The sequence below is a fragment of the Sporosarcina sp. FSL W8-0480 genome, assembly GCF_037963765.1.
In the GTDB taxonomy this organism is placed as follows: domain Bacteria; phylum Bacillota; class Bacilli; order Bacillales_A; family Planococcaceae; genus Sporosarcina.
On record NZ_CP150166.1, the window covers coordinates 3187529 to 3209663 of the forward strand.

At 43.5% G+C, this 22135-nt stretch carries 13 protein-coding genes; 3 read left to right on the plus strand and 10 right to left on the minus strand.

Translation table 11 applies throughout. The features are described from left to right. Positions 1-318: 318 nt before the first annotated feature. From NSQ43_RS16060 to NSQ43_RS16070, 3 genes are all read right to left on the minus strand, one after another. Positions 319-3291 carry an S-layer homology domain-containing protein gene (locus NSQ43_RS16060; protein WP_339251846.1) on the minus strand — a complete coding sequence of 991 codons (2973 nt, stop codon included), beginning with the start codon at positions 3289-3291 and terminating at the stop codon, positions 319-321. A gap of 319 nt (positions 3292-3610) precedes the next feature. After that, positions 3611-4900, minus strand: a complete 1290-nt coding sequence (locus NSQ43_RS16065) for a nucleotide sugar dehydrogenase (protein WP_339251848.1) — start codon at positions 4898-4900, stop codon at positions 3611-3613. Between the two features lie 22 nt (positions 4901-4922). Next, positions 4923-5642 (minus strand): WecB/TagA/CpsF family glycosyltransferase, encoded by a 720-nt coding sequence (locus NSQ43_RS16070; RefSeq protein ID WP_339251849.1) that lies wholly within the window; start codon positions 5640-5642, stop codon positions 4923-4925. Positions 5643-5900: 258 nt separating this feature from the next. Between NSQ43_RS16070 and csaB the strand changes: the two genes are divergently transcribed. From csaB to murJ, 3 genes are all read left to right on the plus strand, one after another. Beyond that, positions 5901-7022 carry a polysaccharide pyruvyl transferase CsaB gene (gene csaB, locus NSQ43_RS16075; protein ID WP_339251850.1) on the plus strand — a complete coding sequence of 374 codons (1122 nt, stop codon included), beginning with the start codon at positions 5901-5903 and terminating at the stop codon, positions 7020-7022. A 1-nt stretch (position 7023) separates the two neighbouring features. Then, positions 7024-8202: a glycosyltransferase family 4 protein gene (locus NSQ43_RS16080; protein WP_339251852.1), complete on the plus strand. Its 1179-nt coding sequence runs from the start codon at positions 7024-7026 to the stop codon at positions 8200-8202. Between the two features lie 526 nt (positions 8203-8728). Then, positions 8729-10240: a murein biosynthesis integral membrane protein MurJ gene (gene murJ / locus NSQ43_RS16085; protein ID WP_339251854.1), complete on the plus strand. Its 1512-nt coding sequence runs from the start codon at positions 8729-8731 to the stop codon at positions 10238-10240. Between the two features lie 197 nt (positions 10241-10437). Here the strand turns inward: murJ and NSQ43_RS16090 are convergent, their stop codons facing one another. The 7 genes from NSQ43_RS16090 to NSQ43_RS16120 all read right to left on the minus strand — a co-directional run bounded on the left by NSQ43_RS16090 (position 10438) and on the right by NSQ43_RS16120 (position 21150). Continuing rightward, positions 10438-10701, minus strand: a complete 264-nt coding sequence (locus tag NSQ43_RS16090) for a hypothetical protein (RefSeq protein WP_339251856.1) — start codon at positions 10699-10701, stop codon at positions 10438-10440. Positions 10702-10779: 78 nt separating this feature from the next. Further along, on the minus strand, positions 10780-12825 hold the full coding sequence (locus tag NSQ43_RS16095; protein ID WP_339251857.1) for an S-layer homology domain-containing protein: 2046 nt from the start codon (positions 12823-12825) through the stop codon (positions 10780-10782). Positions 12826-12894: 69 nt separating this feature from the next. After that, entirely contained in the window at positions 12895-13947 is a 1053-nt protein-coding gene (locus tag NSQ43_RS16100; RefSeq protein ID WP_339251859.1) for an NlpC/P60 family protein, read from the minus strand. A 48-nt stretch (positions 13948-13995) separates the two neighbouring features. Continuing rightward, positions 13996-15885, minus strand: a complete 1890-nt coding sequence (locus NSQ43_RS16105) for a S8 family serine peptidase (RefSeq protein ID WP_339251861.1) — start codon at positions 15883-15885, stop codon at positions 13996-13998. Positions 15886-15966: 81 nt separating this feature from the next. Continuing rightward, positions 15967-17460 (minus strand): N-acetylmuramoyl-L-alanine amidase, encoded by a 1494-nt coding sequence (locus NSQ43_RS16110; protein WP_339251863.1) that lies wholly within the window; start codon positions 17458-17460, stop codon positions 15967-15969. A 310-nt stretch (positions 17461-17770) separates the two neighbouring features. Continuing rightward, entirely contained in the window at positions 17771-19981 is a 2211-nt protein-coding gene (locus tag NSQ43_RS16115) for a 5'-nucleotidase C-terminal domain-containing protein (RefSeq protein ID WP_339254958.1), read from the minus strand. 254 nt (positions 19982-20235) lie between these two features. Continuing rightward, positions 20236-21150, minus strand: coding sequence for a DMT family transporter (locus tag NSQ43_RS16120; RefSeq protein ID WP_339251865.1), 915 nt, complete (start codon positions 21148-21150; stop codon positions 20236-20238). Between the last annotated feature and the right edge of the window lie 985 nt (positions 21151-22135).

A 22135-nucleotide genomic window follows, 5' to 3' on the forward strand; every position in this document is an offset into this window, starting at 1 on the left:
TTTTCACTTTTTTCACACTATATAGAATAGTAGTGTGTAACTATAAATATATCATGTAATTGAATATATTGGGAGTTAAAAGTATCAGAATGGGCAAAATAGTCTACTTTAACGGAAATATCTTAATACAAAATTTCAGTTTTTCACAGCAATTTAGATACTAATACCTATATTTTAGAGAGTAATCTTATAACAGGGAATTCTGAAGTTTATTAATATATATAAACAGAAAAATGCCCTCTGATTGATTTCTCAACCAAAGGGCCTTTTCATTTCTATTATTCATATAGGCTTATACGAACTAATAGTATTTACTTCTTAGTTATCGCTAACGATAAAGTCTACAGACACTGATTTACCACCAGTATATCTGAATGTTGCAGTAAATTTATCGCCTACTTCAGCATTTGCAATTGATGCAGTGCTAGTAGCGTTGTTTGAAACTGTGATTTTTGAACCATCTACTTTTTCAACTTTTGAAATTGTGATGATTGATGTTGGTTCAATTACTACACCATATTGGTCAAGAATTTGAACAACAAATTTATTCAAATCTGTTGCTGTAACTGCTTTGCCAGTATGTTTAACAAATGCAGAACCATTTTTCACAGAGCTTGATAGTGCAATATCAGATGCAACAGGAGTTCCATTAGAAACTACAAGGTCTTTAGTAAATGTTGCAGCAGCTGCGCCAGTTGAATCATTAACAAGAATTGATACTTTTACAGCTACATCTTTAGCGTTTCCATTGTTATCTTTGAAATCCGTATCTTTAAAGCCTTTTTCAGCTACGTCTGTAATTTTACCTTCAGAAACTGTTAGCTTCGAAGTGTTTGGAGTAATTGTATACTGAGATGCTGGAAGTAATACTTTTGCTCCTGCTGCAGTCACACCGTATACTTTCGGTGTTACATCATAGCCAGTAGTTTTTGTATCCTCTTTAGCATTGTTGTACATTGTTCCAAGATCAGCAACTTCATAACTCACATACTCAGAAAGAGCAACACGTGTGAATGTTACAGATTTAGAGCTTACTGTAACTGGTGCAGGAGTTGTTGTTGTAGATAACGAGAATACTAATTTCTCAGTAGCAGAAGTTGCTGCAACTGAAGCTGCGTTGATAACAAATGAATCGCCAGAAGCTGTTACTACAACCTGTTTTGAATCAGTTGCTGTTACAGTAGAAGTAACTTCAAACGGTGTAGATGCGCCTACCGTAGATTCAATTACAAATGCATTATCGCCAACTGTATTTCCATCTTTATCTTTAACTTCTTTATTTAACCAAGCATTAATTTGTGCTTTAGTTAACGTACGACCATATTGGTCTTGTACAAGTAAGTCTTCACCTTTAGCAGTTACTTTGTTTCCGCTAGCAATTTGTGTTGATACTTTATCAGCTAAACCAATAACTGATGTAGGAACAGCATTCGGCTTAATTGTCAATTGAATATTAGAATAGTCGCCGTTTGTTGGTACTAAAGAAGTAATTGTTGCAATAGTATCATGCTGTGTAGCGTTGTCAGCTGCTGTATAGTACAACTTTGCAGAACCATCTTGTTGTTTTTCTAAAGATAGACCATCACTCAAAGTTACACCAGTTAGATCAGCATGCTTAGTAATAGCATTACCATATTGGTCTACTGCTGAGAATGGAATTTCCACTTTTTCTCCGCCAGCAATCAATTTCTCAGGAGCAGAAATTCTGAAGCTCTTGACAGATGCTAAAGCATCAGCAGAAATTGTATATTTAGAGACATTACCAGTGTTGTTAGAGATGATTTGAATGTTTGCAGTTCCGCCTTTAGCAGCTTGTGAACCTGGAACAAGTTTGATCGCTTGGTATGTTACGTTTCCAACTGTTCTTGTTGTTGCATCATCTTTTGATGGTTGCAATACGAATAGTGGGTTATCGGATAGATATGTTAATTCTCCTAAGTTAGGTGTGGAAATTTTATTTCCATATTGATCCTTAACTTCGAATAGTAATTCGAATTTATCTGCACCGAATCCAGCTGGAAGATCAGCCAACTTCCCAGTGCTAACATTGTATACACCTTTAATGTCAGCTACTGATGCTTTTGATTCTAAACCGATTGTTACTTCTGCATTTACTACAGTTGCCGTATTTGCATATACACCAGTCAAGAATACTTTGTTTCCTGGAATGAATTTAGTTCCAGCTGTTGCTGTATTACCAACAGTCAATTGGCCAGAACCATTGTCAGCCACTTTACCGCCAGTTGACTGTGTCCAGTTGATTGTTTGGTTAGCTAACTCTTCACCGTATTGGTTTAGAACTTCATAGCTTACAAATGCTGTTTCATTTGCCTTATACTCTACATCCCCGATTTTCACTGCATCTGGGTTTAATGGTGCTGTAGTAGATAAAACGTTGATTTTCGCTACTTTCTCATCATCAGCGACTGCAGTTCCAACTAAGTCTTTTTCTGCTAAGTTAGAAACAGTTACAGTGTATTCACCTTTTGTTAATTTAGATGTTGTATTAATAACTACTGATTTTTTGTCATCAGAGTATTTAGTAGAATCAACATTCACAACAATGTTGCCTTTTTTAACAACGATAGAAGCTTTTGTTGTATCAACAGCTTTGTTGAACTCAACTGTGATTGCTTTTGCGCCAGAAGCTTTTACAGAAGTTAAAGCAACTTCACCTACAGCTGGTGCGCCTTCAGCACGGTACATGAATAGAGCGAACTCACCGCGTGTTAGGTTGTCAGTTGGAGCGAAAGTTGTTTCTGTTTTACCAAGAGTGATGCCTGCTTCTTTAAGAGCGGAAACATAACCGATCCAGTTGCTGTTTACGTCTGTGAAGTTAGCATTTTCTTTAGCAGTCAATTTGTAAGCATTAGCAAGCATTTTCGCCATTTCTTGACGAGTGATGTTTGCTTCTGGAGCAAATGAAGTTGCTGATTTACCGCTAGCGATTTCAGCAGCTACTACAGCGTTGACTGCGTTTTTAACACGGCTGTTAAGGTCTGTGAAACCTTGGTCTTTCGCGTTGTCAACATCAAGTTTAAGAGCGCGTGCGATGAATACCGCTGCATCTCCACGTGTGATGTTTTGAGTTGTTCCGAAAGTTGTTGCTGATGTACCTTGAGTGATGCCTTCTGCTACAAGGTAGTTTACAGCGTCAGCGTAAGCTTTGCTTACGTCTGTGAAAGATTTCGTTTCAGCAGCTGAAGCGACTGGTACGATTGCGGATGCTACTAGAGTAGCTGTTGCTGCAGTTGCAACAAACTTTTTGTAGGCTTTTGGTTGATGAGCCATGTGTAGAATTCCTCCCTATTGTATATTGCTTTAATTGAAGCTCTCATAGTGAACCTCGTTATGTACAAGATTCAATATGAATTATACCAACAATGCGTATAATAATCTACTTAAATTTTCAATTGGGTTCAATTTTACTATTTAATGATAGTAGATTTGAAGCCGTTGAAATTATAAGTATATTAAAATACGAAGTACGGCACGTCAGCTCTTTTACAAGTATAGCAAACTAAAATAATATTTCAAGATATATTAGATATATCTTCTGAACAATTACTATTTTTAGCCTTTCCTAAAGGCTTTACCCGCCTTTAGGAATTTAAAACGGACTATTTTTTGAATCTCCTAATACATAAACTTCAAAACCTGCCGCTTGCCACTTTTCGCGGTCGATGCATTGCTTCGTATCGATGATGATTTTGTTCTCCATGATATCGGCGATTTCATTCGGATCGAGATATGTGAATTCATCATGGCTTGTAAGGATGATAGCCGCCACTGCTTCTTGTAGAGCCTCTTCCATGCTCTGCGTTTGGACTTCAAGATTGTTCTTTTTAATATGCGGATCGAATGCTACTACATTCAACTCTTTCTTTTGAAGTTCCTCAACGACATCGATGGATGGGCTTTCCCTCATGTCATCGATATTTCCTTTGAATGCAAGGCCAAGAACCGCGACTTTTGCATAGTGTGTTTCGATACCTTTCGCCTGAAGGATTGTCGTTAATAGATTTGCAGTGTACGCTGGCATTCCGTCATTCGTTTTGCGTGATAGATTGATGATTTTTGCTATTTCCGGGTTTAATTCAACAAGGAACCACGGGTCGACTGCTATGCAATGTCCACCTACTCCAGGTCCTGGTTGGTGGATATTGACGCGTGGGTGGAAGTTTGCGAGACGAATCGCTTCCCAAACGTTCACGCCGATTGTCGCCGATAGTTTTGCAAGTTCGTTTGCCAATGCGATGTTGACGTCACGGTATGTGTTTTCCATTACTTTGACGAGTTCTGCAGTTGTATCGTCTGTTTCATGCATCTGACCTTTGACGAATGAACGGTAAAGATCAGAAGTCATTCTTGCAGATTCTTCGTTGATGCCACCAATGATGCGGTCATTTGAAATCAGTTCTTCAAATACGCGGCCAGGGATTACCCGTTCAGGTGAATGGGAAACGAAAAGGTCGGTACCAATTTCAAGGCCGGACGGGATAAGTTCAGGAATGACGACGTCTTGAACAGTTCTTGGTGGAACTGTCGACTCAAGAATGACAAGGTTCCCCTTTTCAACGAATGGCGCAATTGCTTTCGACGCACTGCGGATGTATTCAAGGTTCGCTGTTTTGTCTTCTCTGATCGGTGAAGGGACTGCAATGATGAACACGTCCGCTTTCACTGGTGTTGTGGAAACAGTTAATGAGTTCGAGTCGATTGCTGCATCCAATCGTTCTTGAAGACCATTTTCTTCTATATGAAGCTTTTTGTTGCGTATGCTTTCCACTACGCTTTCATTGACATCGACGCCGTGAACTTGATGTCCGTGGTTCGCAAACATGACTGCTGTTGGTAATCCGATATATCCTAAACCGACGATGCAAATTGACTTTTTCATATTGAGTGACTCCTTACTGTTTTTAGTTTCTTCTATTAAATAGTATGTTCATGAGGAAGAGGGGCAAGTTCATTTGGCGCTTTATGCGTTTTGGATCGCTTGCCAATCTGTAAAGCCACTCCGTACCTGTATTTCTGAATAGGGCTGGTGCCCGTTTGACCGTTCCAGAAAATACATCGAAGCTTCCACCGACCCCTTGAAATACTAAGACGTTCTTCAGGTTGTCCATGTTTCGTTTTATCCAAAGTTCTTGTTTCGGACTTCCAAGGGCGACGAAAATGATTTCAGCTCCACTTTCGTTAATTCGCTTGATGAGTGCTGTTTCATCTTGTTCATACCCGTCTGTTATCCCTGCAATGGTGATGCCGGGATTTTGTTGTTTTATATTTTCGGCGGCTTTTTGGACGACTTCTTTTTTTGCGCCGTATAAATAGATGGGATGATCTTCGTCTGCGGCAAATTTAAGCAGTCTTGCCATCATGTCGACACCGGTTACGCGGGAATGGATTTTTCCATTCTTCATTTTGGATGCAAGTAGTATACCTACACCGTCTGGTATTTGAAACGTTGATCCATTAATAAGTTGCTTCACTTCTGGATTTTTTTGCGCGGCCATGACTTTTTCCGGGTTGACGGCGATGATAGTCGATTGCTGGCCGGCTGTCATGCGGGTTTTTATTTCGTTGATGATTCCTTCATATGTAAGTGGCGACACATGGACGCCAAGGTAGGTTTCTTTCATTGACTGACCCTCGATTCGTTCGCTTTCAATTGTATTAGTATAGCAGAATCCCGTAGCGGTTGCATAGCAAACGGGAACGATGATAGAATGAATTAGAATTACAGATATGCGTAATTTGTTGAAAAATGGCTTTTCATGAAAACGGTGACGGCAACATTTTTATTATGAATTTCGTCACATATAAAAAGTCGACTTTAATTTAACTATAACTATGCTTTCACGGCTTCGTGGAAGCTTTTGTTTTGAGGAGGATATCTATTGAAAATAGTCATTTCGGGCTTTTATGGTCTTGGTAATACGGGTGATGAGGCCATTTTGAAAGCGATTGTTGATAATTTACGTGCTGAGCTTGATAATCCGGACATTACGGTGTTTTCGCTCTCCCCTGATAAGACATCAAAGGAGCATGGGGTGAAGTCGGTTTACCGTGGCTGGCGTCATGAGAATAAGGAAAAGGTTGCCGCGTTGCGAAAGGCGGATTTGTTGATCTCCGGGGGCGGCGGTTTGCTTCAGGATACATATCCGACGAAGTTTTTATTTGGTCCGCTTCCTTATTATTTACTCATTGTTTTATTGGCGAAGCTATGCGGAACGAAAGTCATGTTCTTCTCACAAGGGATCGGACCGGTTACAAGCGGTTGGGGCAAGTTCCTTATGCGCGCGATTGCGAATAAGGCTGATTTCGTTACTGTAAGGGACGAGTATTCGAAAAAGTATCTTGAGAATTTAAAGGTGACGAAGCCTGAGACAGTTGTTACTGCCGATATCGTTTTCGCTTATAAGCCTACAGAAGATCATGTGGCATATGCTTCACTTGGTCTGAAAGGTGATGAGCGCCTTGTCGCGGTTGCACCTCGTCCTTGGTTTGATCATGAAGATGAGTATATTGAGAAGCTTGCATGGGTGTTGGACGAGCTGATTGAACAGCGGGGCGTTCTGCCTGTTTTCGTTCCAATGGAGCCTCCGTACGATACGAATGTTTCGAAAAAAGTGATGGCGAAGATGAAACATCCTAATAAGACACGTTTGTTGGGTGATTCATTCACACCGAATGAGTTTTATAACTTCATTTCAAGGACTGAGTTGACGATTGCATTGCGATTGCATGCGTTGATATTCGCAGCTTTATCGAATGTACCACATATCGGATTGAGCTATGACCAGAAAGTCGAAAGCTTTTTGAAGCGCTCCGGAATGTGGGATCGCTCTTTCCCGCTTGGAGATTTCACGAAAGAGGCACTTCTTGAAAATGCCCTTTACGTACTTGACAATGGTGCTGAAACGAGAGAGATGATTGCACCGAAAGTTGACGTGTTGCGCCAAGAAGCATTGCGTAATGTCGATTTACTACGTGAACGTTTTTTGAATGGAGGACGTTGAATTGAAAATTTTATTAGCTACTGCATATGATTATCCCCATTTGGGCGGGTTATCAGTCCATTTGACAACTTTAAAGGCTGGACTTGAATCACGAGGACATTCTGTCGATATTGTTTCGTTTTCGGATGTTCCGAAGTGGAAGCGTGATGGTGTTGTCCGTGGACCGGCATTTGTTTTCAATAAAGTGAAGAAAGGCTCGGGGTATGTCTGGACGTTGAAACGGCGGAAGGATGAGCTTGAGTCGTTGATAAAGGAGAAAGTTAAGGACGGCGGATATGATCTGATTAACGCGCAAGATGCTTTTACGACGCTTGCTGCGCTTGAATCGGATGTGCCTGTCGTCAGTACGGTTCATGGGTATTTGACTTTCGAGGGAATTTCTAAGGGTACGGTAATTGAGGGTTCTGTGGAAGCGGATCAGCTGATGGAGGCGGAACGTCAGTCGTATAAGGCGACGCGTGAAGTGATTACGGTCGACACGCGGATTAAGGATTATATTGAGAAGGAAACTGGCGTTGTTGGGAATATGATTAAGAACTTCATCGATGTTGAGTCGTTTAAGCCTGAGATGGAGCGCCGTGATGAGTTCCGTGAGAAGTATGGATTTGCGAAGGATGATATGATTTTCTTCGTTCCGCGTCGTTTGACGAAGAAGAACGGTGTAATTTATCCGATTTTGTCGTTGCCAGCGGTTCTTGAGAAGTTCCCTAAGGCACGTGTTGTTTTTGCGGGGACTGGTGAGATGGCGGACGAGATGAAGGCGAAGGCAAATGAGCTTGGAATTTCGGATCGTGTGACGTTGGTTGGCGCGGTGGATCATTCGGATATCCTTGAGTATTATGCGTTGGCGAATGTTGCTCTTGTTCCGTCGATTTACTCGGCGGGTGTAGAGGAAGCGACGTCGATTTCCGCGCTTGAGGCGATGGGTTCTGGTGCTCCGTTGATTGCTTGTGCGGTTGGCGGGCTGAAGGAGATTATCGATGATGGCGTAGATGGTTTGCTTGTTGAGGAGCAGAATGTTGAGGCGCTGAGTGATGCGATGATCCGTTTGTTAGAGGATCCTGTTTATGCGCAAAAGTTGGCTGATGCAGCGCGGGCGAAGATTGTTGCGGATTATTCGCATTTTGCTGCTGCGGAGAAGTATGAGGCGATTTATTTGAAGGCGCTTGGTAAGCAGTGAGTAGACAGTGTTGATTACCGGCTTTGCCGGTGTGCTCGTAACGCTTCGCTTTTACTCGCAATCAACGGATATACTGGCGCATACTACCCTACTTTTTAAGTTAAGGGATTTAAAAGATTAAAGAGATAAAAGATAAGAGATATTTAGTGTGCCCTCCAGCCCGGGTTGGGGGCATTTTTTGATTTTAGTGTGCTGACTTCCCATTGAATGTTATGGCCTTCTCATTATGGTGTATTTCGGAAGAGATTAGAGTGCCGCGGGAGGATTTTAGGGATGCGAATCCCCTATTCGCGCCTAATGGTTTTTACAAATTAGGGGTTTGTAATAGGCGTTATGCTGGATTTGGGGTGTTTATGCGTTTTTGGTGCGGTTTATGCGTGAGTTTTGTCGTTTATGCGTGAATCGTGAAGTTTATGCGTGGCTGGGAGAGTTTATGCTTGTTTGAGTGAATTTATGCGGTTTTGGTTGGATTTTTATATAAAGTGCTGCGTCTATTGGCGTTAGTGCGGGTTAGGTGGATGAGGTTATGAGCAAATTGAAGAAGGCGGCTTTGTGGACGACGTTGCTTGCTCTTATTTTGAAGGTGTCGGGGTTTATTCGTGAGTCGATTGTTGCGAAGGAGTTTGGGGCATCGCATGAGACAGATGCTTATTTCTTGGCTTTCGGTTTTATTACGCTTGTCGTGGCGATGATTTCGACGGGCTTTAATAATGTGTTTTTGCCGATGTATGTGAAGAGCCGTGCGGGGAATCCGGAGCATAGTGACCGGAATGCGAATGCGCTTTTGAATTGGACGGTTTTATTATTTGTGTTTGTGAGCTTATTCGGGTGGTTTTTCGCGGATTGGTTCGTACCGTTTATTTATCAGAAAGCTGTTTTTGAAACGAAGATGCTTGCTGTTGAGATGACACGATTGTTTTTCGCGTTCATGACGATGATTGCGTTAAGTGGATTGCTTGACTCTTATTTGCAGTCACGGCGGATTTTCGTGCCATCGCAAATGTCGAAGTTGTTGGCGACGTTGATGGCGGCTGTGTTCGCAATTCTTTTCAGTGATGTATGGGGCATTTATTCTCTTGTTTACGGGTTTATTACCGGGACGGTGATGGGTGTTATTGTGCAGGTTGTTGCGCTTGCCCGCTCGGACTATAAATGGCAGCCGGTATTCAATATGGAGAAGACGTTCGCCAAGGCATTTTTGGTGCTGATCATTCCATCGCTATTGAATTCAGTTGTCGGTCAGGTGAACATGTTTGTGAACCGTTATTTTGCGTCCGGGACCGAGGAAGCGGCTGTTACATATTTGAACAACTCATCTTTGATTATCAGTATTCCGAATGCAATATATGCGACGACGCTTGCCGCCATCATTTTCACTTTGATGAGCGAGCAAACGGAGCAGCTGGATAAATTTAAGGATACTGTATTCCGCGGAATGGAGATATCACTGGTGACGCTATTGCCGATTTCAATTGGCTTGTTAGTCGTCGGAGAAGCGGTTGTATCTTTCATTTATGAACGTGGAAAGTTTACTGCGTTTGATACTTCCAATACGTATATCACATTGCTGCTTTATTTGCCGATTATCGTGTTCCAGGGGATGCAACTGATTTTGTCTAAATCGATGTATTCACGGGGCAAGACGGCGGTTGTTTTCCGGATTAGTGTGACGACGATTGCGGTGAATTTCATATTGAATTGGCTGTTGGTCGATAAGTACGGGTATCCGGCTCTTGCGATTTCGGCTTCGGTTGTCAGCATTTATTATTTTGTAGTATCGATGGTTGTTGTTTATAAGGACTTGGGTATGGCAGAGTTGAAGCGTGTTGCGCGGATGAGTTCCCGTGTTGTGGGGCCTGCGGTTGTAATGGGACTTGCAGTATGGGGAGCGAAGGTTTTGTTGCATGCCGGGGATTGGTATTCGCTTTATCAGTTGGCAGTGCTTGTGCCGATTGGCGTAGTTGTTTATGCGGTTATGATCCGGGTGATGTATCGTGAAGGGTTTAATCGATTTATGGGGATGTTGAGACGCGGGTAAGGAAGGTCAGAAGTAAAAGCGTGAGATTTGAGATTTATGCGTGAGTTGGCGAGTTTATGCGTAAGTTCGGGGATTTATGCGTGAGTCGGCGGTTTTATGCGTAATTTTTAGAATATATGCGGGAGTTTCTGGATTTATGCGTGATTCAAGTTTGTCCCGTCCGATTTTCAGGTTTTCTATGGACGCGGGCGATTTGCTTAACATACAATTTGCCTTCTCGCGATTAATGCTTTTGACAATCTAAAGGTTTTAATTTTCGGGGCGATTTCTTGGGCGAAGATGTATGCTTCTTGAGCGCGAAACCATATTCTTTGAGCGCAAGACTCGGATCTTGAGCGCGAAACAATATTCTTGAGCGCAAGACTCAGTTCTTGAGCGCGAAACCATATTCTTGAGCGCGGGACTCGGTTCTTGAGCGCGAAACCATGTTCTTGAGCGTTAAACCATATTCTTGAGCGCAAGACGCAATTCTTAACCGCGTGTTAAAGGTTTATTTAATTGCAACAGAAAAAGTAGAGGGATTTCCCTCTACTTTTTTGTTATTTCGTATTCAAGTCTGTGACGAAGTCGCCGCGGATCCAGCCGAATTCGATGTGTTGGCCGGATTTGTCGTGGGTGACGGAGTCGGCGAAGATTTTGTACCAGATGTAGCCGTCTGCGCCTTTTTGTTGTTCGACGATTGCTACTGGATAGCCGCTTTCGCCGCTGCGACCAAGGTCGCGTTCGGCGTATGTGAAGAGGACTGTTTCTGGCGTTACGACCGGTTCAGTTCGGACGTTCAACGATGATTTGACATTTGTTCTGGCAAGTCGGTATCTGTTGAAGTCCCTGCTGCCTAATGCTTTGTCCGTTCTCCACATATGTCCGGAGATTTTTGCTCCCCATGTTGGGTCGGAAGCGTAATGGACGTTGAAGCCGACGGTTTTATTTCCAGGAACCGCGCCTTTCGCATAAGGACGTCCCGGAATGCCGTAGTTTTTGTTGGCGTACTCGAGTACGAATGCTTCGATGCTTCGTTCAGGAGTTGCGTATTTCTCCCCTGCTTCTGGTGTGCTGTCGAATACTCTGATGCCAAAAAGATTGTTTTTCTCGAATGCATTTTTACTCATGCCGAAGTCACTTTCGTGCATGGCGGCTGATAGGATGAAGAGTCCGTTTACCCGGTAGTACTCTTCCATTTCCTTAATGTAGGAGCCGAGACCAATGATTTTCGAATTCAATGTTGCACCTGCGTATTTCGGAAGTCCTGTGCTTTCCTTTTCCGCGACAATTTGAAGGATGAAAGCATCCAATTCTTCAGCAGTATACTCTGTTTTCGAACGAATCGACTGGAACTGGAAGTATGGATGGTGTGTGCCGACTGCTTTGCCTGAACCATCAAGGAAATGGACACCATCTCTTGAATAGTAGCGAGTTCCGATCTTCATGAATTCAGGAACCGGGCCGATACTGTATGCCCCATACGCATGTGTCAGGTAGTTGTACGTATAATGAAGCAGCTCACCTGCGCTGTTGCCAATATAGTAGTCTTTGGATTCTGAGATAGATACAGGCACGAAATCTATTTGGTTATGTTTCACATAGCCGACTGTGTCGCCTACTTGAACTTTTACATAGTTTTCCGCGTATTCAAGAATGCCCATTTCACGCCCTGCCTCAATGTAAGTGAGCTGTGTAGCGAATGTCGGACTTGAATAGATGACTGTTGCATTGCCTAATGGTCCTTGGGCGAATGCCATGCCGCTTTTAATGCGCAGCAACTCTTTGCCCTGATAGATTCCTTCTGCGATTGGACTTGTAGTAAATGCTTTGACCGCTTCGGCGTACGTATCATACTTCTTGTCTAACAGCTTCATTGCTTTATTTTCAACAATAGCAAGCTGGAACTTATCCGGTGCGGCTACGGGTGGAGTTGGTTTTTCCGGTACTGATGGCTCTTCCGGCTCTAATTCAGGAAGTTCATGCTTTGCCCTGAATGCAAGGAATCGGCTAAGTACAGCCGCCACTTGGTCCCTTTTCGAAAGTCCAGCTGGGTCGAATGTGATGATTGTTCGCGTCGGGTCGACTTTCGTTCCGTTCATGATTCCCGCCGCGAATACGATTTTCGCTGCATTGACTCCTTCTGCAGATGCGAATATGGATTCGTCAGTGAGAACGATTTCCTGTGCATCGACTGAAATGCCGATGTAGGCAATTGCGCGTGCTGCAGTAACGGCCATTTCTTCCCTTGTCATTAGTTTCGTTGGCATGAATCTGCCGTCCAGTGTGCCTTTCATAATGCCGCTTTTTTGGATGGCGCCGATTTCACTTGCGATTGCTGAAGATGGATTCACATCGGTGAATTCTGGTACTTCTGCTGATAGTTTCATTGTTCGTGCAAGGAATGCTGCGAAGTCTCCGCGGCTTACGTCGGCTTTCGGATAGATTTTACCGTCTGAGAATCCTTTGATGATTCCCATTGAGACCAATTCACGTAGTTCTTTTTCCAATGTCAAACCTGTCAGTTCATCCGCATGGGAGACTGAGGGTGTTATTTGTAGTAGTAGCATCAGGATGACAATCATCGCTGCTAGTTTGCGTTTCATTTACTTCCCCCTAAAAAGCTATTTACTATATTACTATCGGTCTATGAGACGGAGTTTGAATAGATTTTATTAATTTGCGTTGATAGAGCTGTATACGGCAGCTGCGAATTCGGCTCTTGTTACGATTTTGGTGAATTCGTATGTTGGCGTTTGGAAGACGCCTGTTTTGTCTAACTGTTTGAGGGCGTTGATTGAGTTCATGGCCCAGTACGTTGACGGGATGTCGTTGTAGGAAGAGACACGAACTTGTCCTTTTGCTTTCTCTTGTAGGCTGAAAGCGCGGTCGACGATTACTGCTAACTGGGTGCGTGTCAGATGATCGTTTAGTCCGAAGTTTCCGTTCTCGTACCCTCTTAAAATATCTGCTTCGTTCATTGCTGCAATATGGATTGCGAACTGATGATTTTTATCGACGTCTTTGAATACTATTTCTACATTCGTTGGTGTTAGTTTCAATACGCGGTTCAACATGGCTGCTGCTTGTCCACGGGTGATTGTTTCTTCCGGTTTGAATTCGTCATTTGGAAATCCGTTGATAATGCCTGAGCCGCTTAAATTCAGGATTGCATTGTAGGCAGGGTGCTTGGCGTCCACATCGACAAATGATTTTTCCTGAATATCCGGTATAGTCGGTGATAGGTTTGGACTTGGACTTGGACTTGGATTCGGATACGTATCCGTTAGACGTTTTGCTCCAATATACCGCGGCTCCCAGTATGGATGGCCGAATAATTTCGCTTTGGCGACTCCGCGCTTTTCGTTTTCGGCGGAGATGAATTGATTGTCACCCAAGTAGATGCCAGTGTGAGAGATTCCGGGTTTGTACGTATCTTTGAAGAATACGAGATCTCCCGGTTGCAACTCTTCGGCTTCAATAGGCGTGCCATGGCTGAACTGTCCTTCTGACGTCCTTGGAAGTTGGATATTGAAATGGTTGAATACGTATACGATGAAGCCCGAGCAGTCGAAACCTTCCTCGGGTGTGTTGCCTGCAAATTTGTAGGGAGTCCCTTCGAAGTTCAGTGCAAATTCATCTATGTTTCCGGACGTTGCTTTTGCTTGCAAAGTAGGAAGCACGCTCGCTATTAATAGAAGGATAAGCGCAATTTTAATCGCTTTCATTGTTTATTCTCACTCCCGGTTTTCTTCATTGGAATCTCTATATATTATTTACTTGAACGCGTCCTCTTGCACCCTCGCAAGGAAGACTGCGAAATCTGCACGGCTCATTTGGTCGTTCGGTTTGAATGTGTTATCGGTATAGCCATTCGTGATTTTTGCAGAGACAAGTGCGTTAACGGCATCATAGGAAGCCATTGATGGACTGCAGTCAGTGAATCGATTGACGTTATCCGTTTTCAATTTGAATGCTTTGGATATGAGGATTGCCATTTCCCCGCGTGTCACCTTCTGATCAGGCTTAAATGTATTTCCTGCAAATCCGGAAACGATGCCGGCGTTTTTCAATGCCTCGATGTAACCGGCGGCAAATGAAGTCGGCGATACGTCTTTAAATGTGTTTGTTGCTGACTTTTCTGGATAGCCCAACGCCCTTCCGATAATGGTAGCCGCTTCAGCCCTTGTGATGTTTTCGTATGGACGTATTGTTGCATCCGGGAAGCCTTTCAACTGTTTCTTGTTCGTCAAATATCCGATTGGGGCGGAAAAACGCTGGCGGTTGTTCATATCCTTGAAATTAGGCTCTTGTAGATGAATGATTTTCTTTTCAATCCACTCGGTACCTTGTGCGGTTTTGGTCTTGATTAATACATCAAAGATTCCTCCAACGCCATAAACTTCCCACTTTCCATCTGTAAGAACTATGTTGTTGTCGCCTTGGATCGCCACTATTTTATCGCCCGTATATTGCAACGTTACTTTTCCAGGCTCTGATTTCTCTATGAATTCAATTGTGTTTTCATAGTTTTGCTTGTACTGGATAAGGCCGTAACCGAAGATTTCATCTCTTCCCGGTTCTCCAAGGTCCTTTGCGGAATCCACGATCAGTTTACGTAGCTCGGTATTCGTCAATGTCGGGAAGCGTTCTTTGTAGAGTGCGAGGATTCCCGTCACATGTGCTGTCGCCATTGACGTTCCGGATAAACGAGTGTATCCGTCTGCTTTGCTGTCTTCAAAATCCCATTTCATCGGGTAGGTACTGAAAATTGATTCGCCAGGTGCCGCAATGTCAATTTCCTTTCCAGTTGCGCTGTTCTTGAGCTTCGTCAAGTCTGATTTGACCGCCGCAACTGCGATGACAGAATCATATTTGGCCGGGTACATGACTGTGCCTGTTTTCTCGCCGCCATTGTTTCCGCCCGAGCCGACGATCAGCATTCCTTGGTCATAAGCTTTCTTCAGTGCTGTTTCAAGAGCGGGGTCGTCTTTTTCAGTCGTAATACTTAAGTTTAAAATATCAATTTTCTGTTTGATGGCCCAATCAATGCCGTCAATCAGACTATTTGTCGAACCGACGCCGAATCCGTTGAGTGCTTTAATGCTGTAAAGTTCGACTTCAGGTGCGATGCCAACAATTCCGGTTTGATTGGCAAGAGCTGCAATGATTCCCGCGACGTGAGTTCCGTGGCCGTTGTCGTCGTCATAAGGGACGTCAAACGGACAATCGTTATTCATGGAGCAGTAGCCGCCTTTGACATTTAGGTCTCGATGGTTGACATCGATGCCAGAGTCAAGGACAGCGACTTTTACGCCTTTGCCTGTGTAAGGGGTTGTGATTTTTTTAGTTGTATTGATCAGTGAACTGGATACAAGTTCTTTGTCCACATTTTTTTCGTATGTCAGGTTGTTTTGAATTGTAATTTTCGGGTATTTATCTTGTAAACTATCAATTTCGGTGCTTGTCAACGATGCTGAAATAATGTTGAAGGCAGGATATGCTTTTTCAATGCGCATTCCGTTATCATTCATATAATTCACTATGTCGCTTTGCTTTCCACCACTAATCAGATACGAATTCAGCTGTGCTTGCGCATTTGCATGAATCTGTATTGTGAAAATGAGTGTGAACATGATTGCGATGGAACTAATAAACTTTTTCACTGATTTCACCGTCCTTGTCCAGAGATACCTAAAAAAGAAGCCCTCTAGAAAGAGAAATTCCAGTAGGGCTGTGGTTACCTATTAATGATGTTTTTTTGAAGGAGTTGCATGGTTGTTTGTATACAACGACATGATATCCGTGCGGCCTTCATAGTTATACAGATAATCAAGAGTTCCAAGGAATACCGCTTTTGCCATCGTTTCGCGATGTGCTGGTGAAGCGATATATTGTGCGTCCTTCGCATTGTCGATAAATCCGACTTCGATTAATGTAGCAGGCATCGTGTTTTCACGGATGACGTGAAGGGATTTGCTTTGTACGCGTCGATCCGGTAGATTCCATGCTTCAAGCATCCGTTTTTGGATGTATGTTGCAAGCGCTTTTGATTCATTAACGTTTGGATTGCGCGCTGCACTGTAATAGAATGATTCGATGCCAGTTGCCGAGCCGTTATGGGCGTTGGCATGTACGCTGACGAACAGGTCTGCCTTGTTATTTTTTGCAAATTTGACACGATCTGCAAGTTCAACGAAGACGTCTGTTTCGCGCGTCAGCTTGACGTTGATCGGCGTGCCTTGGAAGTATTTTTTGACGCGTTTTGAGATATCAAGAACTACTTCTTTTTCCTGCATTTTATTCCCAACCGCGCCAGGATCTTTCCCACCGTGACCCGGATCGATGACGATTGTCATTTGGTTCAACGGCTTTTTGCCGCCAATAATTTCTGTGATGACATCGATTGGATCTTTGACACTGCTGATCGCAGGCTCATCTGTAGTTAGAAATTCACCAGAAATGAAGCCATAGGAGTTGTCCACTTTTGCGTAGACCCAGCTTCCGACAGTGTAAAGAATGTCGACCGGGTAGCCTGTAAACAATTTTTTAGTGTTTGTATAGTCAGTAGATGGGCCTGTCCGCATATTAAGTGTTGTGTCTTCACCCACGGCTACGTACATTTGTGTGGATGATAGATCTTCACCTTTCACACGGAATTCTGCATTGACGGCTCTTGCAAGGAATACTGCGAAATCCCCGCGCTTCATGAGGTCCTCGGTTCCGAAGTTGCCATTGCCTGTCCCTTGCGAAATGCCTTTTGCCATGAATTCTTTTGCGGCTGCATTCGTTGTGTCAGATTGATAGCCGAATGCCCTGCTGATAAGTAATGCCATTTCACCGCGTTTTAATTGCTGTTCAGGCTTGTACAGATATGTTCCGTCTTCCTGTTTGTAGCCGAAAATGATGCCTCGGTTAACGGATTCCTCTATGTATCCTGATGCAAAATGCTCTGTTGGTACATCTGAAAATCTTGTTTCAATAGGTGTCCCATGCAATTGGATTGCTTTACCGATCATTGCAGCAGCATGCGCCCTTGTCATGGGTGCGTCGGGGTCGAACATGTTGAAAATGTCGGATGTTGTTATATTTCCTTGCTCTAAGTAGCTTATCTCTTTATACGCTCTGTGTGTTGTAGGGATGTCCACAAATCCGGTAGCAGCTGAGGCGGGTTTAGGTGTGAAAAGGTCAAATGAAAAAATCAACAGAAGCGACAACAAAAATAAAACACTTTTTTTCATCTAATACTGTACTCCTTTGTGGAAAATGTTTCTTTTAGTCTACCATATCGATTTTTAGATTTATATGTTTCATTAGGACTAATTTCTGTTTTTTTGGAGATTCTTGTCTAAGTGGGTTGCTGAATTTGATGAGTTTTTGGGAGATTATACGGTATTTAGGTGGTTTAGGTAAAGGTATGGTGGAGACTTGGCTAAAAAGTACTATTCGGGTCGAATTTGGGTGGATTATAGATTAATAGATTGTATTGAATTTTAATAGTAAAAAGTAGAGGTGAGAATTGTGGAATTCTCCCTCTACTTTTTTTAGTAATTATTTTGCTTTGTAGCCGTTTTGTTGAGTTTCAAGTGAAACGTCGATGATGCGGCCTTCGATTGCTGGTGATAGGTCACCTTTAAGTGTTTTTACGTATTCGATGAAGTTTTCATAGTCAACGAATCCTGGTTCTGATACTTTACCTGCCTTGTATGCATTGCCAAGTGCTTCGAAACCGTCACCGCCTTTAGCTGTAAATGCATTTGTCGCGATGAAGTATGTTTTCGTTTTATCTAATTCGACATATTTATCGCCTTCAAGGATTTGAACGGATTGGACGCGCTCGCCTTTAGCTTTCGTGCTGTCGTACGTGAACTTCATGCCGGAAATGTGAAGGAATCCGCCGCTTTCTTTTAGACCTTTTCCACCTTCGATTGCGTCAGCTCCTACACTGTGTTCAAGCGTAGCTAATAGGTCAGCACCGGAAAGCTCTGCGATTGCTAGTGCGTTACCGAATGGCATTACTTTAAGTACGTCGCCCGTTGTGATGTCGCCTTCTTCAATGGAAGTACGGATACCGCCACCGTTTTGGATAGCGATTGTCGTCTTGTCGTTAATTGACTTCGCTTTCCAAAGCATTGCGTCAGTGATCAAGTTTCCAAGGTTCGTTTCGTTATGACGTACGCTTGAAATCCCTTCGTTATTGCCGTCGCGATTTCCGTCTAACAATACAGTTGCTTTAGAACCGATTGATTCTGCTTTGATTTGCTCTACTTTTTCCGTGAATGGTGCCAATACTTCAGCTGCTTTTTTGTCAGCTGCAATTTCTTTAGTATCGATTGTGATCAACTTGCCAGCATGTGAATAGATTTCGCCTTTCGGGTTGAACTTTACATCCAAAGTTCCAAGTGCCTTGGCATATTCATTTGCTTGTACAATTATTGTTGGTGAATTACCGTTAACTACAACTACAGGTTCGCCGATTGAGGAGTGCGTATGACCGCCGACGATGATGTCGATGCCCGCAACCTGTTTCGCAAGTTCCTGGTCATTGTCCCATACAAGTGAATCATCGAAGCCGATATGCGTTAGTGCAATGATTTTGTTGACGCCTTGAGCTTCAAAGGCTTTTACAGAAGCTTTTGCACGCTCTATATAGTTTTCGAATTTAACTTCGCCAGTACTTGAAATAGTTGGAGTTTCTTCAGTTGTTAATCCGAAAACGCCGACTTTTTGACCGTTTACATTGATGACGATTCCGTCATAGATATGGCCGTCTTTAGAGTTAGCGGTAACATTTCTTGTTTGAAGTCCATCAAAAAGCTTGTCCTTTGAGAAATCGACGTTTGCTGAAACGAACGGGAATTTAGCTGCTTTGATGAATTCCTGAAGTTTCAAATGTCCTTCTTTCGTGCTTCCAAGGTCGAACTCGTGGTTGCCGAATGTCATTGCATCGAAACCAAGTTGGTTCATCATGGCAACGTCTGCCGCACCATGGAATGCGTTGAAGTAAAGGTCACCGGAGAACGCGTCCCCTGCATGAAGTAATACGTTATTTTTATGTTTGCTTCTTAGCTCATTCACGACTGTAGATACATACGGGAAGCCTGACAAGTATGCGTGATGGTCGTTCATATGCATGACCATTAGATCGATAAAGCCAAGATTTTCTTGTGCACGATATAGGAATAATGCAATTTCACCGCGTGTTACGTTATCATAGGCACCGAAGTTCGTATCGGATTTTCCTTGTGTGATACCGGCTTTTACAAGAGCTTCAACGTATTTTGCAAAGTTTGAGTTGACGTCTTTGAATTGTGTTGATTTTACATTATTATCGACGGAAAGCTTGCCCGCATTTGCGAGTACTTTCGCCATTTGGTTACGTGTTAATAGTTCGTCAGAGCCAAATTCATCAGCATTCAATCCGTCGATGATTTTAGCCTCGACAAGTGCGTTTACTGCCCACTTTGAACGTGCTGGAACGTCTTTGAATCCAGCTTCTTTGTAGGTTTTGTTAGGGTCGAATCCTAATGCGTTAGCGATCAGTACTGCTGCATCAGCACGTTTGACAGAATCCGTTGTACCGAATTGGTCAGGTGTGTACCCTCTTGTGATGGCATGTGTGTATAAGAAGTCTACCGCAGCCTGATAGTTAGTAGATACATCTTTGAATGTGCTTTCGGCTGCGGAAGCCGATGGGGCTGCCACTGCAACTGCTGCTGCGGCTGCTACAATCGATGTTGCTAAAAACTTTTTGCTTTGCATTGATTTCAAATCATTTCCCCCTCTTTCGAAGTAGTAGTAAGTTTCAAAACTATTCTACCACTGAATGTGGTGTAACTCTATGGAAAACGGAAGATTGATTGTTGTGATTTTGTAAAGCGGTGGGGCGGATATGCGTGAATTTGTGGATTTATGCTTATTTCGGGGAGTTTATGCTTGTTTTAGGGGATTTATGCGTGTCTGGCAGAGTTTATGCTTGTTTCATGGGATTTATGCGTGAATAGGAAAAGCCGTCGTTAGTGCGACGGCTTGGGAGTTGCTTTTCTTTTTTTATATAGTTCTTCGGCAGCTCCAGACCCTAAGATAACGCCTATTATGATGAGTAGGAAGCCGAATAGGTGCCGGCCTGTTATGATTTCATCTAAGAAAAGGGCTGAGCCTGTCAGGGCGAAAAGCGTGCTTAAGTTCATGAAGATCGCGGCCTTGGCTGGTCCAAGCTGCGCGATTGAGTAGTTGTAGAGCATGTGTCCGACGGCTGTGCTTAGGATTGCGCTTGTTGCGAATATTACCCAGAAGCTTGTCGGAACGGTTGTGAATTTGATCAGTTCACCGGGTTCTTGGATGAAGCTGATGACGAACAGTAGTAGGCTACCTATTATAAGCATGTACGCGGTGAGTACCCGTGGGTCAAGTGTTCTTGCCGCCTTCGCGATTACCAAAAACGAAAGGACTTGTGTAAGGATGGCTAAGAAGATGAATGCGTCACCTAATTGGAGGCCGGCTATTGCTTCGCCTCCTGCAAGGACGACGGATCCGATTCCGACGAAACCGACTGCTGCGCCGATCCATTGGATTTTGGTCGGGTAATTGCGCAGGATGAGTGCTGTGCATATTGCCGTTAGGACTGGACCGGTTCCAAGGATAAGGCTGGCGTTTGTACCGGACGTGCGGTAAAGTCCCATGGTTAGAAAATAGTGATGGCAGACGACGTTAAGGATTGCTCCGCCCACTATATATATCCATTCTTTTTTTGTTGGCAGCCGAACGATTTTGAGGGCTGCGAGGATGATGAAGACGGTTATTCCGGCAGTGAGGACACGGAGTGCGGTCATCGTGACGGGGTTCATGAAGGTGAGAAGGTATTTGAGCATTGGGAGGTTGAGTCCCCAGAGTAGCATGGTGATTGTGAGGTAGGTATATAGTTTCCACATGGTGTGATGGCCTTCTTTCTGAGTGAGTAGATGATAGAGAATAGTTTAGCATAATGGGATGGGGATTTGCGGGTTTGTGAGGATTTATGCGTGATTGGCGGAGGTTATGCGTGATTTCAAGGGTTTATGCTTGTTTGGCGGAGGTTATGCGTGAGTGCGGGAGTTTATGAGTTTTTGGCTGAAGTTACGCTCGATTATCAGAGATTTCAGTGATTTTAACTCTTAATAGATTGTGTTTAATGGGAATATTAGTTCGCATTCAATAATAAGGAATGATAGAATAGAAGGTGCAGCTTCATAAGCGGATGAGCGGTTGGCACTCCCTTGGAAAGGGGGTGTTTATATGGTGACATACGAAGCAATTAATATACTGATTCAATTCGGTATTTTACATGCACTTTGGGCGGCAGTCCTAGTTGCAATAATTGTGTTATGTGCCAATAGAAAAAAGTAACCCTCATTCCGCCTGAACAGTGTGATGGGGTTACTTTTTCACCTGCACAACTGTCAACCGCACTTCTTGCGGATGTTAGCTGCGATTGACTGAGCGTTCATAGCGCTCGGTCTTTTTTAGTATATGTTTATTGTAGCATTTGTATAAGATAATTTCACTTTTTTGATATCACGGGCATTGTTTTGTGTAGCCCCGTTGCGTGGATGGTGGCGGTTAACTGGCGTTTGTCAAAGCCTTTCCTCGGTAGCGGAGCGAGGGCGGTTTTCCCGAGTGAGCATAAGGAGCGGAAAGGAATTGACAAACTGGATGCACCAGGACCCTCTTGGCTTGGAACAAACACCGTTTGTTCCTGCCTACCGGCGAGGGATATGCGGGTGCAGGGGGATCATCCCCCTGCTGGGTCTGGGCAAAGCCAAGGGACTGAATGAATGATTGTATTGTTGTCGCGGAGAACTTATTTGTGAATTCTCATATTTGGTCGCGCTAAATGCTTTTGACAAATTAGGGGTTGTTTGAAGGTGTTATGCGTGA